At 39.2% G+C, this 18,776-nt stretch carries 13 protein-coding genes; 3 read left to right on the top strand and 10 right to left on the bottom strand.

The features are described 5' to 3' along the window. Positions 1-121: 121 nt before the first annotated feature. The gene (locus AC570I_RS03615) at positions 122-3,118 is read right to left on the bottom strand and encodes a sensor histidine kinase (RefSeq protein WP_497404377.1); all 2,997 of its coding nucleotides are present in this window, start codon (positions 3,116-3,118) and stop codon (positions 122-124) included. Beyond that, entirely contained in the window at positions 3,108-3,893 is a 786-nt protein-coding gene (locus AC570I_RS03620; protein WP_497404378.1) for a LytR/AlgR family response regulator transcription factor, read from the bottom strand. The genes AC570I_RS03615 and AC570I_RS03620 overlap by 11 nt, the downstream gene beginning before the upstream one ends. Positions 3,894-4,015: 122 nt before the next feature. On the opposite strand from AC570I_RS03620, the gene AC570I_RS03625 reads away from it, so the two are divergent. After that, a complete protein-coding gene (locus AC570I_RS03625) occupies positions 4,016-4,735 on the top strand; it encodes a ferritin-like domain-containing protein (protein ID WP_047797679.1) in 720 nt (239 codons plus the stop codon). 18 nt (positions 4,736-4,753) lie between these two features. Then, positions 4,754-5,614, top strand: coding sequence for a ferritin-like domain-containing protein (locus AC570I_RS03630; protein WP_497404379.1), 861 nt, complete (start codon positions 4,754-4,756; stop codon positions 5,612-5,614). A 153-nt stretch (positions 5,615-5,767) separates the two neighbouring features. On the opposite strand, the gene asnS is transcribed toward AC570I_RS03630, so the two are convergent. The 8 genes from asnS to lpdA form a co-directional block, all read right to left on the bottom strand. Continuing rightward, on the bottom strand, positions 5,768-7,216 hold the full coding sequence (gene asnS / locus AC570I_RS03635; RefSeq protein ID WP_497404380.1) for an asparagine--tRNA ligase: 1,449 nt from the start codon (positions 7,214-7,216) through the stop codon (positions 5,768-5,770). Positions 7,217-7,338: 122 nt separating this feature from the next. After that, entirely contained in the window at positions 7,339-8,325 is a 987-nt protein-coding gene (locus AC570I_RS03640; RefSeq protein WP_497404381.1) for a transglutaminase family protein, read from the bottom strand. A gap of 31 nt (positions 8,326-8,356) precedes the next feature. Further along, positions 8,357-9,292: an alpha-E domain-containing protein gene (locus AC570I_RS03645; RefSeq protein WP_497404382.1), complete on the bottom strand. Its 936-nt coding sequence runs from the start codon at positions 9,290-9,292 to the stop codon at positions 8,357-8,359. Between the two features lie 9 nt (positions 9,293-9,301). After that, complete coding sequence (locus AC570I_RS03650) at positions 9,302-10,750, bottom strand: circularly permuted type 2 ATP-grasp protein (RefSeq protein WP_497404383.1); 1,449 nt, start codon at positions 10,748-10,750, stop codon at positions 9,302-9,304. A gap of 434 nt (positions 10,751-11,184) precedes the next feature. Next, a complete protein-coding gene (locus AC570I_RS03655; RefSeq protein ID WP_047797345.1) occupies positions 11,185-11,712 on the bottom strand; it encodes a ferritin in 528 nt (175 codons plus the stop codon). A 254-nt stretch (positions 11,713-11,966) separates the two neighbouring features. Further along, entirely contained in the window at positions 11,967-12,326 is a 360-nt protein-coding gene (locus tag AC570I_RS03660) for a hypothetical protein (protein WP_047797344.1), read from the bottom strand. 75 nt (positions 12,327-12,401) lie between these two features. Further along, entirely contained in the window at positions 12,402-13,244 is an 843-nt protein-coding gene (locus AC570I_RS03665) for an MBL fold metallo-hydrolase (protein ID WP_497404384.1), read from the bottom strand. Positions 13,245-13,415: 171 nt separating this feature from the next. Then, positions 13,416-14,804, bottom strand: a complete 1,389-nt coding sequence (gene lpdA, locus AC570I_RS03670; RefSeq protein ID WP_047797342.1) for a dihydrolipoyl dehydrogenase — start codon at positions 14,802-14,804, stop codon at positions 13,416-13,418. 623 nt (positions 14,805-15,427) lie between these two features. Here lpdA and AC570I_RS03675 point away from each other — a divergent pair. After that, on the top strand, positions 15,428-18,772 hold the full coding sequence (locus AC570I_RS03675; RefSeq protein ID WP_316798326.1) for a TonB-dependent receptor: 3,345 nt from the start codon (positions 15,428-15,430) through the stop codon (positions 18,770-18,772). The last annotated feature ends 4 nt before the right edge of the window (positions 18,773-18,776 follow it).

Consider the following 18,776-nt stretch of genomic DNA (forward strand, 5'->3'; position numbering starts at 1 on the left):
TCTATAAGAACGTTTTGATAAACACTATCGTTTATTTCTAACACAAGTTTAAGGCTAAACAGGGTGTGGTGTAACTTCTATTTAGTAAGTGGTATTAATAATTGAGTAAACGGTAAAAATGCTATTTCAGTGGTATGGATATCGATACTGTTGTGCCGTTTTCATGGTTCTGCCTCACATTGAGGTGTATAGGATTTGCTCCAATCTGTCCTAAAAGATTCAAACGCTCTTTTGTAAGTTGCATTCCTTTGCTAACATGTGTTCCTTTTTTATCCCGCAATGAATTCTCTATGCCAATTCCATTGTCAATAATTTCGATCTTAAGGTAATGTTCGTTTTTTAAATTAATCCTGATCAGGATCTGTCCTCCTGTTTCTTTGGGCATTATGCCATGCCATATCGCATTTTCAACATAAGGCTGCAGCAACATTGATGGAATAAAGGTTTCTTCTCTGTCAATATCCTCCTCAATCTCAAAAATATATTGAAGCTTGTCGCCAAATCGGTTCTTTTCAAGTTTTAAATACAGATTCAGGTATTCAATCTCCTCCTCCAGTGAGATATAGCTTTTAGTACAGATCTCCAAATTCTTTCTGATCAATCTTGCGAAGCCTGTCAATACCCGGTTAGCAGAAGCTGTATTTTGCGTATTGATATAATGCTGAATCGAATTCATTACATTGAAAACGAAATGAGGGTTCATCATGGCCTGCAATGCCTGTTGTTCAAGCATTAAAACCTTATTTTTAACCAGCAGCTGCTCCTGCTCCTTATCCTTTTGCTTCCGGGTGATGTTTACGGCAACTTTGTAGAAAATGTAAGCAACTAAAAGAATTAATAGAGATAGAAACCATAAGCTTTGCCAGAAGTGCTTTTTAATGGTGAACGGAATCTTCGCTGATGGCCCCCAGTTGCCATTCTGGCTCTTGGCACATACTTCAAAAACGTAATCTCCCGATTGTAATGATGAAAAATCCAGCCGCCGGGTTCTGGTTTCCACCCAGGCAGAGCGCTCATTTAACCGGTAACGATAGGTAATGTCGCCAGTTGTGAAATCAACGGCACTGAAGGTGAAGAGTATAGTGTTATTGCCTGTTTCAAAAACGAAGTTGCCTTTGTTAACGGGCAGTCGTTCATTATCTTTAATAATTGAGGTGACATACACCTTGGGCAGATTCTTACTGATATTAGCATTGTTGTACTTAAATAATATCAAACCTTTATTCGTCGCAAAATAAGCCGTGCTGTCATCAATAAACAGGTTATTGATGTCGTCGCCAAGCAAGTCTTTGCCATAATCAAAGTTAGCAACACTCGGGTGATCCGGATAGTCAGCAATCTTATTTACCCCTTTGTTTGTCAGTACCCAGATTTCATTGTTTTTTATAAAGATTTTTGTGCAAATGTTGTTGGTAAGACCATCTTTTTGCGTCACCTGTTTCACAATCTGACCGCCCTTATAGAAAATCAGTCCATAGCCATCTGTCGCAAGAATCAGGGTGCCGTCGTCCAGTTGCTGGATGTCGTTAATCCGCTTGGTGAGCAAAGGATGTTTTTCAAAGTGTTTGATGAGTTTTCCAGAAATAAATTGCGATAAACCGCTCACATTTGAAAACCATAAACTTCCCGATCTGTCGTAAAAAACATGGTAAGAACGGTCTTTGAAAAAATCTTCCTTCTCTTTGTATTTAAATGAATTAAATTCGAAATTGTTAATCCTGTCTGATAGGAATACCACTCCTGATGATAGCGCCAGAGCCAGGTGGCTATTATTGTCGTCCAGGCTAAAATGCTTGATGACAAACATCAGATTGTTTGATTCTTTTAAGTAGCTAACGTCGTTCGTTGATTGATAGATGTTTTTAAAAACACCCATCCCGTAATCCGATGAAAAGTAAACCGACTGATTTTTTTTGTCGAAACTAATTTGCTTAATCGTCTTGTATTTTTTAAAATCATCCAGCCCATATTCTTCCACCTGATAATTGCTGATGTTTAAAATATCAATCACCGCATCGTCTGTTCCAAGCCATAGCCTGTTCTTTCCATCTTTAGTAATGCTCTTGATTACATTACTGCTCAAACCTGATTCCGCATCAATGATAGATAGTCTGTTATTAACGTTCGGAAGCATGAATATCCCGATATTAGTAGCAAACCACATGTTCTGATTATTGTCTTTAAATACCTGGTTTACGGAGATGTCCTGCAAATATTGAACGGTTTTACCACTCTTGTCAAGCGCAAATGCACCATTCGCGTTCGCCAGCCATACTTCCCCGGAACTGCTATTGTAGTAGAAGTAACCCGACATATTTTTAATCAGATTCTGCGGTATAGAAACCATTGACTCTATTCTGCCATTCTTAAATAACTTGAAACCTTTCTGATCAATATAAGATAGCGAATGGTTAGGCTGTGTGTCGGCAGCCAGATATGAAATGGGCTGAACATTTGATTTAATGACGTTAAAAGTTTTACCGTTAAATTTCTGAACGCTCTGGTCACTGAAGGCATATATATTTCCCTGTTCATCTTCGTGGATAAAGGCATTGGTAAACTTGTCTTCATGGTTAGGGGAAATGTATTTTTTGATCATTTTCCCATCCCAGCATACAATCAGATTCGAATTGGTACCCAACCAGATCCTTCCTTTTTTGTCGATAATGAAAGATACAATGACTGTATTTAAACTCAGTTTTTTTAAGAGCGCATTGTTATCCTGATTGTAGAATTTTCCATCCTGCAAATAGCTCAACTGTCCGTTTAAGGCAAAAAACCAGATACGCCCGTTTTTGTCTTCGGCCATGCGCAAAATTTGTGTATCCGGGAGGCCGTCTTCAATCGTGAAATTTTGAAAATTGGTGCCATCGAAACGGCTCAGGCCATTATCTGTAGATATCCATATAAATCCCTTGGCATCCTGCAGAATATAATAGCAATTGTTGCTGGCAAGGCCGTTTTTCGATGTGTAATGGGGTAGGTAAGTGGTTTGAGCAAAGGCAGATGGACAGCTCAACAAAATAGCGGCAGTGAATGAAAATGCAAATACAAGCGCTGCAATGCGTGTTGAGATCCGATTGCCTTTAGTGCTGATATTTATTCTTTTAATGATCACTGCTCACTTTGGTAAATAATTTTATTTTTTCGAAAAAATCGCTTGCCCGCCTGCGGGAAATATTGATACTCTCACCGCTCTTTAAGAAAACCTGGAGTCCGTTTTTTGAATTGTATTCTTTCAGGTGGTTTAGGTTGATAATACTTGATTTGTGAATCCTGGCGAACTGATCATTCGGAAGCAATTCTTCAAATTCTCTCAATACCTTAGAAACCGTAATCTTTTCCTTGTTAATCAGGTGTACAACTGAGTAATTGCTGTCTGCCTCAATGTAAATAATTTCATCAACGTCGATCATTTTAAAGCCCTGCCCATAAGGAAGTGTTAGCTTTCTGATCTCTGATTTGGCACTCAAGCTATTGGCCAGATTGCTCACCCGCTCATCATTTTCATTTTGATTTTGAAATAGTTTAATATGTTGGGTAACTTTTTCTACTGCTGTCTTCAGTTCATCAATATCAATTGGTTTCAATAAATAATCCAGTGCATTTGCCTTGATTGCTTTCAGGGCATACTGGTCATAAGCCGTCGTAAATATAACTGCCGCTTTGTGTTTTTGTGCATCAGGAATCAGGTCGAAACCATTTCCGCCTGGCATGGCTATGTCTAAGAAAATCAGGTCGATAGGATGGTTGAATAAAATTTCTTTTGCCTCTTGTACAGAACGAGCAATTCCGGTAATTTCTATCTCCGGACAGTTCTGCTGAAGAAGGAAAAATAATGAAGATCTCGCAAACTCTTCATCGTCAACAATAATGGCTTTTAATGTGTTCATGGTGTTGTGTTGGTGAATGTATTAAAATAGCCCCACAAAAAAAAATACGATTACAAAAACCAGTTTGAAAATTGTCACGTATGTATCATCAAACGAAATCAAAATACCTAAAAATTCTCATTATGAAAAACAATGAACTAGAAACCAAAAATGAACTTGACGAAAGTTTGTTAAACAGTGCAGTTGGCAGGAGATCGTTTCTGCAATATGCAGGTGCAAGTGCCGCTGCTCTTGCCCTGGTAGCAGCAGGATGTAGAAAAGACCGCAACTTTGGCGATATCTCAACTGGCGCTACTTTAGATTTTAAAGATGATTTCGGGGTTTTAAACTACGCTTATGCATTAGAACAGCTTGAGGCTGCATTTTATGTAAAAGTAGCTTCTGCTCCACCATCAACTTTCACAACCGCTCAAAGAGCTTACTTCCAGGATATACAGTTTCATGAAATTGCTCACCGCGAATTCTTTAAAAATGCTTTAAGCACAGCTGCTATAGGAAGTTTAGAAGTAGATTTTTCTTCTATCGATTTTACCAGCGCATCAAGTGTTTTAGCTACAGCAATGGCTTTTGAAGATTTAGGTGTTGCAGCCTACAATGGAGCAGGGGTTAGAATTAAGAGTACAGATTATCTGGTATTGGCAGGTAAGATCGTTTCGGTTGAAGCACGTCACGCTGCTTATGTAAGAGATATCATCTCGAACGGATCTTTTGCAGATTTGGCAAGTATGACTGCCCTGGGTGCAGTAAATGCAAGCGGTTTGGATGGTGCCTTAACTCCGGATAAGGTTTTAGGTATTGCCGGAAAATACATCAAAACGAAAATTAACGTAATTAACCTTTAATCTTTAAAATCTACAATCATGAATATCCTAAATATATTAGACGAAATAGAAAAAGTTGATGGTGAGATCTATGAGAGATTAAACCCTCGCCGTAAAGCGATGAGAGACTTTTACAATATCGGTAAAAAAATCTCCCTTGCTGCTTTACCACTTGCCATGGGATCTATGTTCCAGAAGGCTTACGGACAAACCAATCCAGGTACGGTAACCGACGTGTTAAACTTCGCTTTGGCATTAGAATATCTGGAGTACAACTATTATAATCACGCATTATCTTTAGCTACTGCTACTTATATTCCAACAGGTGCACCAAGAGCTGCAATCACAACCATCCGCGATCACGAACGTGCACACGTTGATTTATTAAAAGGAGCTTTGCAAATTACAGGCGCAGATGGTTATGTTTACAATGACTTTGATTTCACTGCTGGTGGTGGATTTGCTGATGTTGATACCAACTATCAAACCTTCCTAAAAGTGGCATTGGCTTTTGAAGATACAGGTGTAAGGGCTTATAAAGGTCAGGCGCCAATATTGAAAGGTAATGCGGTGTTAACTACAGCATTGCAAATTCACTCAGTAGAAGCACGTCATGCTTCACACATTCGCCAGATGGTTGCAGCCAACGTTACAGGTGCAAGTGCCTTAAAACCTTGGATCGCTTATACCGCTACTGGTAATGATACCGGTGTAACAGCTGTTGATGCCGTTTACGCAGGTGAACAAAATACTACTCAGGCCGGGATTCAGATTACAGGAATCAATGGTACTGCTACTACTCAATCCCAGGCTGCTGAAAGTTTTGATGAATTCTTAACAGGCTCTGATGTTAAAAAGATTGCCAACCTGTTCATCAAAGCAGGTAAAAAATTAAGTTAAAAAAATCTATCTATAGAGATAATTGATGTTTAGTTTAAGGTAGGGGAGTGAGACTCAGGTTTTGCTCCTCTTTATTTTACTCACATTCATTTCACAACCTACCTGTCATTAACAGAAAAGAGCCATTTGATTTTCAAATGGCTCTCTTTTTTTTTAAAATTCTGCGTTCTTCGGGAAGCGCGGAAACGCAATTACATCCCTGATATTGGTCATTCCGGTAACGAAAAGTACCAAACGCTCAAAACCTAATCCAAATCCGGCATGTGGTGCTGTACCGAAGCGGCGTGTATCTAAATACCACCAAAGTTCGTCCTGAGGAATATTCATATCTTCCATACGCTTGGTCAAACGATCTAAACGTTCTTCCCTTTGCGATCCGCCAATCATTTCGCCAATTCCCGGAAATAAAATATCCATAGCAGCTACCGTTTGTCTGCCTTCCGCATCTGGTTCATTCTGGCGCATGTAGAAGGATTTAATGTCTGCAGGATAATCCGTTAAAATTACCGGTTTTTTAAAGTGTTTTTCAACAAGGTAACGCTCATGCTCACTTTGCAGATCTGCACCCCATTCGTCGATTAAATATTTAAACTGCTTTTTCTGATTTGGTTTCGATGACTTTAGAATTCTGATGGCCTCTGTGTAAGTCAAACGCTCAAAATCGTTTGCTAAACAGAAGTCTAGCTTTTCCAGTAATCCAAACTCACTTCGCTCATTTTGTGGTTTTTGTTTATCCTCTTCAGCTAAACGTGTATTCAAAAACTCCAGTTCTTCTTTGCAGTTGTCTAAAGCATATTTGATTACATACTTCATCATATCTTCCGCAAGCTGCATGTTATCTTCCAGGTCTGCGAAAGCAAATTCGGGTTCAATCATCCAAAACTCGGCCAGGTGTCGGGTTGTATTAGAGTTCTCAGCCCTGAATGTTGGTCCGAATGTATAAATCTTTCCGAAAGCCATTGCTGCAAGCTCACCTTCCAGCTGGCCCGAAACAGTCAGATTTGTCGCACGTGCAAAAAAGTCTTGTGAAAAATCAACCTTTCCATCCTCAGTCCGGGGCGTGTTGTCAAAATCCAGAGTGGTGACTTTAAACATTTCACCTGCGCCCTCAGCATCGCTCGCGGTAATTACCGGCGTATGCATGTAAACGAAACCCCTTTCGTTGTAAAACTGATGAATGGCAAAAGCCAGCGCGTGGCGAACTTTAAAAACCGCGTTGAAGGTATTGGTGCGGAAACGAAGGTGAGCTATCTCACGCAAAAACTCCAGGCTGTGTTTTTTAGGTTGTAAAGGGAATTTCTCCGGATCGCTGTCCCCTAAAATCTCCAGATTCGTAGCTTTAACCTCCACAGTCTGACCTTTTCCCAATGATTCAATAAGTTTACCTGTCGCAGAAATAGATGCTCCGGTTGTGATTCGTTTCAACAGCTCTTCAGGTAAATTATTAAAATCAACCACAACCTGGATATTGCTCATGCAAGATCCGTCATTCAATGCAATAAACTGATTATTACGGAAGGTTTTAACCCATCCCATAACCGTTACCTCGGTGTCAAATGCTGTCGATTTTAATAAATCTTTAATTTGCTGTCTCTTAATCATATTGTTATTTATAATAAGCCGCAAATTTAGAAAAAAAACACTACGAGTTGTCAGTTTGTGATCTTCAATTTTCTTTTTTTACTCCTGGGCCTTGAGTTTAAACATTCCCTTTCAAAGGCCTGCTATTGCTGTTGTTGCTGTTGCTGCATGGCCTCCATATACTGTTGGTAACTGTTTTGGGTCCTTGCTGTGGTAGCCAATCCTGATGGCTTGGAATAATTTACTTCTTTTGGTTGAAAATAGTTATCACTGTCCAGGTCTTCATCATTATAGCCAACTGAAACATTAACTTCCATAATATGTTCAAAACCACCTTTGTATACGCCTTTAACAGGAGAGCAATCAGTAAAGTTTCTGCCAACTGCAAGGCGCACGTGGTTCTCATTTGCAATACAGTTATTGGTAGGATCGAGGCCCAGCCAGCCATATTCCGGTAAATATGCCTCAGCCCAGGCGTGGGTTGCACCTTCACCCCGCATGCCATCGCGGTTCGGACAAATATAGCCACTCACGTAACGGGCAGGAATTCCGGTTAGCCTAAGCATCGCAGTAAGTACATGCGCAAAATCCTGACAAACGCCGGCTTTCAGCTTCAAAATCTCGTCGATAGTGGTATCTACTGCCGTAATTCCCTTAATATATTCATAGCTGCTGAAAACGTGGGCACAATATTTTATAGCCGTTTGAAAAGGAGTATCTTCACCGTTTTTGATACTTAAGGCAGTTTCCTTCAGCTGGATAATGCCATCAAAAGGTTCCTGGCGTAGATAATCTATATAGGGAACTTCATATTTTAGATATTCGAGACTGTTCCATTGCTCACTGCTGAACATATCATCTTGCGGTAATGGTTTCGGAAAGGTCTCCACACTTACTTTCGAAAATATCTTAAGCTGGGTATGGGGTTCATTTTGTGTAAATGTACCCACCTCATTTCCATAATAGTCGATGAACAGCTCAATTTCCGGGCTTCCTGAAATATTTAGGTCGTGTTTAACCACTTTCTGGAAGTCGTCCTTTATTGGAAATAAGATAATCTGATTGGCACTGTCGCGAACAGGCGATTCATACTTGTAATTTGTGATATGTTTGATTTTGAAAACTGGCATATGATATGGTTTCTAATGCTATTGGCTTATTTTATGAATTGGCGAAATAATATTCGTTTAATAAATTACCGATGCCGTAAAGTTCAGATCTGATTTCTGTTAAATACTGGTGCAATTGCTCTTCTTCCATCGTATTCACCGAGCTATAGGTAATCATGCTTTTCAATCTACCGATTTTAAACAACAGATTGTTATAGTGTTCAATGTTGCTTTCACTTTTTAATCTGCTGAAATACCTGTCGATATTGTTCATGGAGTACAGTGCAGATCTGGGGAAATCGTTGTTCAGCATCACCAGCTCAATGATGTTCTTGGCATCAAATCCCTGGCGGTAAGTCTTTAGGTACAGCTCGTAGCCTCCAATGGAAAGCAGCAGGTGTTTCCAGTAAGCAATATCCGTAAGTAAATCAGGATTATCCGTAATAAACCTGAATTTGATATCCAGGATATCAATAGACTGTATACTGCGTTCAAGATGCTTGCCTATTTTCATAAAGCTCCTGCTTTCTCCGCGTTCCATTGCGCTATCTGCCGTTCCATGGTACAACATTACCTGTTTAATCAGGATATCCAACGCTGTAATGGGGTCATCTTTTTGAACATACCAAAGCAGTTTCTCATCCTTAACCGTATGGTAATACTCATTCAGGCATTGCCATAAATCCTTTGGGATATGTTCCTGTACGCTGCGGGCATTTTCCCTTGCCAGGGTAACAATATTTAAAATGGAATTCGGGTTGTTCCTATTTAAAAGCAAATATTCGATTACGGCCCGGCTGTCGTGCTGAATGTTTAACAGTTCCGGCTCATCGTCAGAAGAGAAAATTCTGATGATTGGTTTCCACGTAAACTCCTGTATGGTATCCTGTGATGAGGCGTAATTGATTTTCAACATACGCAACATGCCGTCGCTGCGCTCCACATATCTGCTTAACCAGTATAAGCTTGATGCTACTCTACTTAACATATTATTATTCTAAGAAGTTAAAACCCAGGTATCTTTGCTGCCTCCGCCTTGTGAGCTGTTCACCACCAGCGATCCCTCTTTCAGGGCCACTCTTGTCAAGCCTCCGGGAACGATAGATATTCCATCAGGTCCGTTAAGCGCAAAAGGACGCAGATCTATCCTTCTGGGAGCCAGTTTACCATTGATGAAGCAGGGGGCAGAAGACAAACTGATGGTGGGCTGTGCGATAAAGTTTCTGGGATCTTTCAGGATTTCCAGTTTATACTCTTCAGTTTCCTGTTCGGTAGCGGAATGCCCCATAAGCATGCCATAACCACCGCTGCCGTTTGTTTTTTTGATCACCATCTTATTAATGTTCTCAAAAACATAATTTAATTCATCCTGGTTACTTAATTGATAGGTGGGTACATTTTTTAAAAGCGGTTCCTCATTCAGGTAATACCTGATCATATCCGGAACATAGGTATACACGGCCTTATCATCAGCAACACCATTTCCTACTGCATTTACGATGGCCACATTTCCTTTGCGATACGCGCCCATTAAACCGGCAACGCCTAGCACACTGTTCGGGTTAAATACCAACGGGTCCAGGTAGTCGTCATCTACACGGCGGTAAATCACATCAACCTGCTGCAAGCCCGTAGTGGTTTTCATGAATACTTTCTGATTCTTCACCACCAGGTCCCTGCCTTCGACCAGTTCTACACCCATAAGTCTGGCCAGTGTGGTATGCTCATAATAAGCAGAATTATACATCCCCGGGCTCAGCAGTACAATCGTAGGATTTGAAACGGCTCTTGGCGAAAGCGCCATTAGATTCTTATACAATATGGCCGGGTACTCTGTTACACTTCTTACGCCACATTGTGGAATCAGATCAGGAAAAAGTCTTTTGGTAATTTCCCTGTTTTCCAGCATATAGCTTACGCCTGATGGCGTGCGCAGGTTATCTTCTAACACATAAAAGGTCCCGTCGTGATCTCTGATCAGGTCGATACCGGCAATATGGATATAGATGTCGTGAAGCACATTGACATTGTGCATTTCCCGTAAAAAATGCGGACAGGAATAGATCACATTAATCGGAACGATCTGATCCTTGATGATAAACTGATTGCTGTAAACGTCTTTCAAAAAGAGGTTCAATGCCCGCAACCGTTGTTTGATGCCTTTTTCAATGAATGACCATTCCGTTGAGGTAATAATACGGGGGATGATATCAAAGGGGAATATTTTCTCAATTCCCTCTCCGCTGTCGTATACAGTGAAGGTAATTCCCTGGCTCATAAATAACTTTTTTGCCAGTTCTTCTTTTTTGTTCAGATTTTCGAGCGATTCCTTTGAGAAGTTGTTAATGAAGTTTGAATAATGATTTCGATAGTTGTCACTATTCAAAAACATTTCATCGTAAGTATTGGGTTGATTTAAGTAATTTTTTATAAAATTTTCTACCATAAGACTTAAATATTTGCTTAAAGTATGATTTTGATATTTAAAAATGCAAGTTTTGTCTTAAAAAATATCTGATAATTCATTTTCGAACGTATTTTAATGATATTTATACGCTTGTTTTTCCTTTTATTTAAGTTTTTATTAGAAATATTTAATTTATTTATGAAAAACACTTGTGTATTTAAATAATATGTGTACTTTTGTAATGCTCGTTAATTATTATTATATATTTGGTTTAAAAAAAGCGCTGGTAACGGCGCTTTTTTTATAAAGCTTACAAGACTTATTCATAATCAACATAAACCAAACAACCTAAACTAAAAGAAGCTTCTATGTAAAACATAGGAGCTTCTTTTTTAACATAGATTCATTTCAAAACAAAAAAAAGCCATTTCTTTCGAAACAGCTTTTCCATATATGTTTTGTTAGTTGTTATTCTAGTCTTCAGAATAGGTGATGTCATTAACATGCTTGTCAATTTCCCATCTTCCAGTACCTTCTTCACCAATCACTTCGAATAATTCGAGTGCTCTGCGCGCTTTGTACTCTTCTTCACGTTGCTCTTTCAAGAACCAGTTTAAAAATTCCATTGTTACGAAATCCTGTTCTTTATGGCATCTTGATGCTAAATTTTTAAAGCTTTGAGTAATGGCAATTTCAGCTTCAAGTGCATCTTCGAAAACTTCTCTGAATCCACCGAATTCTGTTTTGATACCAGTTACTTCCGGAGAAATTGCATTACCGCCCATATCCAAAACATATTTGAATAACTTAAGCTGATGCATTCTCTCCTCGTCAGATTGCTTGGTGAAATAATCGGCCGAGTAGTCATAACCGTTTTGGTTACACCATGATGCCATTGCTAAATATAGTGATGAAGAGTGAGCCTCTTTTTTAATTTGCTGATTTAAAAGTGTTTCAATATCCTGTGATATTAAACATTTGATACGCATTAGATCTTTCATAATTCTGTGCTTTAATAACAATACAAATGTAAACCGAATTTGTTCATTTGTAGAATTTATTTGCAATATGAAATTAGTCTAAATTGCTGATAATAAGTTATTTGTAATGATTTTAAATAGCGACAATCGCATGTAAAACAAATGATATAACGCTATACGGATTCTGTTTGATTAGCAGTAAGATGGGGGTAAGGTTGGATACAAAGAGAAAGATTTTTGTCTCCGTTTCCCTTGTCTTAAATACGCTGGTTTGTTTAGTAAACCAGTCTGTACAGGCAATCGTTCACCAGGTGGTTTAATTTAAACATGGTAAAAGTGCCATGCAAAAGATCCTTTAATGCGATAATTTCAAGCGCACTAAGCAGATAGATGTGCTCACACCCATTGAAAGTAACTAATTCGAAATCTGCTCTTTTAGTATTTAGTAAAAGATCTTCGATATCAATTTTTTCAACAGTCTTCTTAAGTTTTTGAAGAGAAAGGCAATTGAAACGGGCAAACTTACCTCCGAAATCGATATAAAAACAGTTTAGCTTATCAGATTGATAAACAGAACCATGATTATTAGAGAACACGTTAACGAGTTGATTGATATCAATACAAGCTTTTTCCATCGGACACAAAAATTCACATTATTTAGATTAAATACAAATAAAAGTGAAAATAAATTTATGCCCTTGATGTTTCGGTTACCCCAGCTCTGCCAGGCGGAAAGTCTCTGAAACCCTGATTCCTTTTTCAGTCCGCTGAACCGTACAACACTCATTCACCGGATCGTGCTCCAGATATAAGATATAATTGTTGTCGGCAGCCTCTTCGAGGAAGGCTTGTTTTTCTGTCAATGTTTTTAACGGAAACATATCATATGCCATTACATAGGGCAGGGGCAGGTGTCCTACTGATGGAAGTAGATCCGCCATGTAAACAATAGTGCGGCCTTTGTAACTGATTTTCGGAAGCATCATAGCATCTGTATGCCCATAGGCAAAGCCAATATGAATATCTTTTTGCCACTCAATATCATCAGTTTCGTCAATAAACTGTAATTGTCCGCTTTCCTGAATCGGTAATATATTTTCTTTTAAGAATGAAGCCTTTTCCCTTGCATTGGGTACCGTGGCCCATTGCCAGTGTTTCTCATTGCTCCAGTATATCGCGTTTTTAAACGTTGGTGTGAGTTGTGCCCCTTCACGGATCACTGCCCCACCTACATGGTCGAAATGCAGGTGTGTTAAAAAAACATCTGTAATATCGGTTTTGCCAAAACCCAGTGCTGCCAGTGATTTCTCCATCGAATCATCACCATGTAAATCATAATGGCTGAAAAACTTTTCGTCCTGTTTGTTGCCGATACCCGTATCCACTAAAGTTAAACGGTCACCATGCTCAATGAGCAGACACCGCATTGCCCAGGTACATAGATTGTTTGCGTCGGCGGGGTTCGTACGTTGCCAAATGGCTTTTGGTACAACACCAAACATAGCGCCACCATCAAGCTTGAATAATCCGGTATTTATGGTGTGAAGTTTCATTTACAGGTATTTAGGGTCAGTTATTCAGGTATTGTCAAGACAGTATCAGGTGTTCAGTATCAATTAGCTGGCATCAAGTATGAAAGCATTAAAAATAAGAAAACCCTTCAGTTTATCTAAAGAGTTTTCTTTTTTTATTTATACGAATCAGATTTCCGAAAGGAATTCCAACTATAAGTGGATCACTTCTCCATATGCATCTGCAGCAGCTTCCATAATCGCCTCGCTCATGGTTGGGTGAGGGTGTACTGATTTAATCATCTCATGACCGGTAGTTTCCAGTTTACGGGCAACCACAATTTCAGCAATCATCTCGGTAACATTCGCACCAATCATGTGTGCACCCAGTAACTCGCCGTACTTCGCATCAAAAATTAATTTAATGAAACCATCTTTTGCACCGGCAGCACTCGCTTTACCAGATGCGGAGAATGGAAACTTGCCAATTTTTAATTCATAACCAGCTGCTTTAGCTGCTTTTTCAGTGTAACCAACAGAAGCAATCTCTGGTGTACAGTAAGTACATCCCGGGATGTTGTTATAATCTAATGGCTCAGCATGCTGACCAGCAATTTTCTCTACGCAGATAATACCTTCCGCAGAAGCAACGTGTGCTAAAGCTTGTCCGCCAACCACATCACCAATGGCATAATAACCTTTTACTGAAGTATTATAAAATTCATCCGTAACAATTTTGCCTTTCTCCGTTTTGATACCTGTTTCTTCCAAACCGATGTTTTCGATATTGGCCACAATACCAGCAGCAGAAAGGACGATGTCAGCTTCGATCGTTTGCATACCTGATGCTGTTTTTACCGAAACTTTGCAACCTGCACCGCTCGTGTCAACCGCTTCAACAGATGCTGAAGTCATTACATCGATACCGGTTTTCTTCAGGCTGCGCAATAATTGTTTGGAAACATCTTCATCCTCAACCGGAACAACATTCTCCATAAATTCTACGATCGTCACCTTAGTTCCCATCGTGGCGTAAAAATAAGCAAACTCCACGCCGATAGCACCCGATCCTACCACTACCATACTTTTTGGTAACTCAGGAAGCACCATTGCCTGACGGTAGCCAATGATTTTTTTACCGTCTTGTTTCAGGTTAGGTAACTCTCTCGAACGCGCACCTGTTGCGATAATAATATTTTTTGCTGTTAATTCTTTTTGAGAACCATCAGCACCCTTAACTTCTAGTTTGTTTCCTGGTTTCACTTTACCAGTACCCATTACTACGTCAATCTTATTTTTCTTCATTAAAAATTGAACGCCCTTACTCATTCCGTCGGCAACACCGCGACTGCGTTTTACCACAGCTGCAAAATCTGCAGTGGCTCCCGAAGTAGTAATTCCGTAATCAGCAGCATGGTTAATATATTCAAAAACCTGAGCACTTTTTAAAAGCGCTTTAGTTGGGATACAACCCCAGTTTAAACAAATACCACCTAATGATTCGCGCTCTACAATGGCAACTTTCATTCCCAATTGTGAAGCTCTGATTGCAGCTACATAACCACCTGGGCCGCTGCCTAAAACAATAACGTCGTAGTTCATATCTATATAAAGAGATTTCTTTTAATTGTTTTATATTAAGTAATCTCCTGGGCAGGAGGAGGCTCTCCGGAAAGATTACCCTCGCTTCTATGAAACACATCAGCATTACAATGTAGAAACATCAGTTTCTTACAATCCCCAAAACTAAAAAAAAATGTTTGTTAATGAATCATAAATAGAAATTCATTACAAAACCCATTTTTTCTTTACTTACAGTTAACGCAGCGACAATCCAGCGTTTCCTATCCGAACTCAATTTCAAGAAAGTACCATAGATAATGCACCACATCCTTCCTAACTAACTCTACTATTTGGATGTGCGAATTTCAAAAATGATATAAAAAAAGCATTATCTGAACCGAATTTATAGTTAAAGCCACTTTTGTGCATTCTTTTCTCAATGAATTTGCTCTTTTATTGATATATAAAGAGTTATATGCCATAAATCCAATGTTAAGTTAGTGTTAATTGTTAAATATTTTAATGCGAATGTTAAAATCTGTTAAATTTTATTAATTACATTTGTGCGCAATTTGAATCGGTTGTAAACACCGTCAGCTTGTGGTAATCAATCACTAACGATCATTATCAAACAACAACAAAAAACAATTAAAAAAAAAAGTATGAAGAAATCTTTACTTTTAAGATTTGTACTCGTTATTGTTGCTTTAGTAGGCCTTACCTTTGGTGCAAACGCACAGGTAACCACTTCATCAATGACTGGTACAATTAGAGACGCCAAAGGCGCATTACCGGGTGCCAGTGTTAAGGCAACACACACACCTACCGGAACTGTTTACTCCGTATCCACTAACAATGATGGGCGTTTTACAATTGGTGGTATGCGTGTCGGTGGTCCTTATACCATCGAAATAAGCTTCGTAGGTTACAGACCAGAAAAACAAACTGAAGTTTATTTGAAATTAGGTGAGCCTTATTTGGAAAACGTAACTTTAGTAGATAACAGTTCTACACTTGCCGAGGTAAAAGTTGTTGGTCAGAGTAACAATGCGATCATGAACTCTAACAAAAGCGGTGCTAATACTGTAGTTACCAGACAACAAATCCAGTCTTTACCAACCATTACCCGTAGTGTAAACGATTTAACCCGTTTAACACCTCAGGCAAATGGTACTGCTATCGGTGGTGGTAATTACCGTTCTAACAACTTCACTGTTGATGGAGCTAATTTTAACAACCAGTTCGGAATTGGTCAGAATATTCCCGCGGGAGGATCTCCAATTTCAATCGACGCGTTAGAGCAAATCTCCATCAATGTAACGCCTTATGATGTTCGCCAGTCTGGCTTTACCGGTGGTTCTGTTACCGCTGTAACCCGGTCGGGTTCTAACACTTTTTCTGGTAACGCTTTCTATACCATGCGTGGTGAAGAACAACAGGGAAAAAGAATTGGTGAAACTTACAGGATACCAACTTTACAGAAGTTAGATGAGAAAAACTATGGCTTTAGCTTAGGTGGTCCGATTGTAAAAGACAAATTATTCTTTTTTGTTAACTACGAGAAAAAACATACTATTGAGCCTGGAAATAACAGAATTGCTGCAACGGCTGCACTACCGTATAACAGTGGTGTCTCAACTGTTGCACCAGCTACTGCATCGGATTTAGATCAATTGAAATCATACTTAATCTCTAAATATGGTTATGACCCGGGTGTATACCAGGGATATTCAAACATCAGTGATAATGAAAAAATGTTTGCCCGTTTAGACTGGAACATTACAAGCAATCACCGTTTCAGTGTGCGTTATAATCAGGTAGAAAGTACCTCACCAAGTTCAGCAAGTACTTCAGTTACTGGTTCGGGTGTAACTGGTAATTTAGGTTACGGAAACAATAGGTCTGGTAGCAATACCAATGCTGGTTTAAATTTTTCAAACTCCAACTATTATCAGGCGGCTAACTTGTATTCTGCAGTTGCTGAGTTAAACTCCAACTTCGGTAGTAAAGTTACCAACGTATTGCGTGCTACTTATTCTCACCAAAACGATCCAAGAACTTCTGATAGTTCTCCTTTTCCTTTGGTTGATATCTTAAACAATACCCAATCGGGAACATCTGCTGGTAGCGTATTAACTACTTTCGGTTACGAACCGTTTACTTACGGTAACTTAAGAGATGTTAAAGGATATACCTACAGTGATGATTTAAGTTTGGCCCTAGGTAAACATAACATTACTTTAGGTGTGCAAGCTGAATTCAGTACAACTAAAAATGGTTTCCAACGCTTTGGTACTGGTTTCTATACTTTTGCTTCTTATGCTGATTTTTATAACAATGCAAGACCATTACAGTATTCAGTAACTTACCCTTTAACTGCCGATGGATCGCAAGCTTTCCCAAGCTTTAAGTTTGCTCAATACTCTGCTTATTTACAGGATGAGTTTACTATTTCGGATCGTTTGAAAGTAACTGCAGGTATCCGTTTTGAACAGGCAACATATCCTAATGTTTCAGAAATTAGAACACATCCATTAGTAGCTGCTCAAACTTTTGCCAACGGTCAAAAAATCGATACAGGTGTTTTACCAGAAAATAAATTAACATATTCTCCTCGTTTTGGTTTCAACTGGGATGTAATGGGCGACCGTTCAGTACAGGTTCGCGGTGGTTCAGGTATTTTCACTGGCCGTGTTCCTTTTGTATGGATCGTTTCTCAATCGGGTGACGCTGGTTTACTTCAATATACTCAGGTTTATTCTGGTGCTTCAACACCATTATTTAATCCAAGCATTGCTCCAAACTTAACTACTGCTGCTCCAGCTGCAGGAACAAGTATCCCTGGAACAATCAGCGCTATGGCTCCTGATTTGAAATTCCCTCAAACATGGAAGTCAAGTTTAGCTGTAGACTTTAAATTACCTGGTGGCGTAGTCGCTACTTTAGAAGGTATCTATGGTAAGGACCTGAATGTTGCCGTTGCTAAAAACGTAAACTTACAAGAACCAACTGCTTTAACTATAGCTGGATATCCTGATACAAGACCGTTTTACGGAAGCTCTGTAACTTCAAGACAGGTTGTAAATATCACAAGTGCAGGTATTCCAAGCACAACTGGTACTTCTGCGTTGAACGTTATTCAGATGACAAATGCTAAAGGTGGTTATAACTGGCAAGCAACAGCTCAGTTGACAAAACAATTCCAGGGTGGTTTATCTGCAATGATTGCTTACACCCGTTCTGATCAACGTAACTTCGGTGATGGTAGTGGTGACCAGTTATTAAACTTATGGTCTATTCCATACACTTCAACTAATTCGAATAATCCAACATTAAGTTATTCTCAGAATTTAGTACCTGACCGCTTTATTGCCAGCATTTCTTACAGAAAAGAATATATCAAGAATTTAGCTACATCATTCTCATTATTCTATCAAGGTCAGCAACAAGGACGATTCTCTTACTACTATAGTGCAGATTTCAACCGCGATGGACAAACAAATGATTTGATTTATATTCCGCGTGATGCTTCCGAAATTACTTTCACAAACATACCTTCAGGTACAACAGGTTATGCAAGAGCTTATAGTGCACAGGAGCAAAGTGATATCTTCATGAATTACATCAATAATGATCCTTACCTAAGCAAACGTAAAGGTCAGTATGCTGAGCGTAACGGTGCATTATTGCCATGGAGAAATCAGTTTGACTTCAGATTAACTCAGGAAGTTTTCAGAAACTACGGAAAATCTAAAAATTCATTCCAGTTTACAGTAGATATTTTCAACGTAGGTAACTTGTTGAATCGTAAATGGGGCAACGTCAACTTCGCTAACAACTCAGCGATTCTTGTTCCTCAGAACGTTTCATCAATCAGCACCACAACCAAACCCACATTCAGGTTAGCCAATACGCAAGGTGATATCGTTAGAGATTCATATGGTACTTCACAAACCATCTCATCAACCTATTACATGCAGTTTGGTGTACGTTATAATTTCAACTAAGGCT

Source organism: Pedobacter sp. A2324, assembly GCF_059693705.1.

Excerpts from the sequence above, each read along its gene's own strand:
- AC570I_RS03620 (WP_497404378.1), bottom strand. The coding sequence starts at position 3,893 with ATGAACACATTAAAAGCCATTATTGTTGACGATGAAGAGTTTGCGAGA.
- AC570I_RS03625 (WP_047797679.1), top strand. The coding sequence starts at position 4,016 with ATGAAAAACAATGAACTAGAAACCAAAAATGAACTTGACGAAAGTTTG.
- AC570I_RS03630 (WP_497404379.1), top strand. The coding sequence starts at position 4,754 with ATGAATATCCTAAATATATTAGACGAAATAGAAAAAGTTGATGGTGAG.
- asnS (WP_497404380.1), bottom strand. The coding sequence starts at position 7,216 with ATGATTAAGAGACAGCAAATTAAAGATTTATTAAAATCGACAGCATTT.
- AC570I_RS03640 (WP_497404381.1), bottom strand. The coding sequence starts at position 8,325 with ATGCCAGTTTTCAAAATCAAACATATCACAAATTACAAGTATGAATCG.
- AC570I_RS03645 (WP_497404382.1), bottom strand. The coding sequence starts at position 9,292 with ATGTTAAGTAGAGTAGCATCAAGCTTATACTGGTTAAGCAGATATGTG.
- AC570I_RS03650 (WP_497404383.1), bottom strand. The coding sequence starts at position 10,750 with ATGGTAGAAAATTTTATAAAAAATTACTTAAATCAACCCAATACTTAC.
- AC570I_RS03655 (WP_047797345.1), bottom strand. The coding sequence starts at position 11,712 with ATGAAAGATCTAATGCGTATCAAATGTTTAATATCACAGGATATTGAA.
- AC570I_RS03660 (WP_047797344.1), bottom strand. The coding sequence starts at position 12,326 with ATGGAAAAAGCTTGTATTGATATCAATCAACTCGTTAACGTGTTCTCT.
- AC570I_RS03665 (WP_497404384.1), bottom strand. The coding sequence starts at position 13,244 with ATGAAACTTCACACCATAAATACCGGATTATTCAAGCTTGATGGTGGC.
- lpdA (WP_047797342.1), bottom strand. The coding sequence starts at position 14,804 with ATGAACTACGACGTTATTGTTTTAGGCAGCGGCCCAGGTGGTTATGTA.
- AC570I_RS03675 (WP_316798326.1), top strand. The coding sequence starts at position 15,428 with ATGAAGAAATCTTTACTTTTAAGATTTGTACTCGTTATTGTTGCTTTA.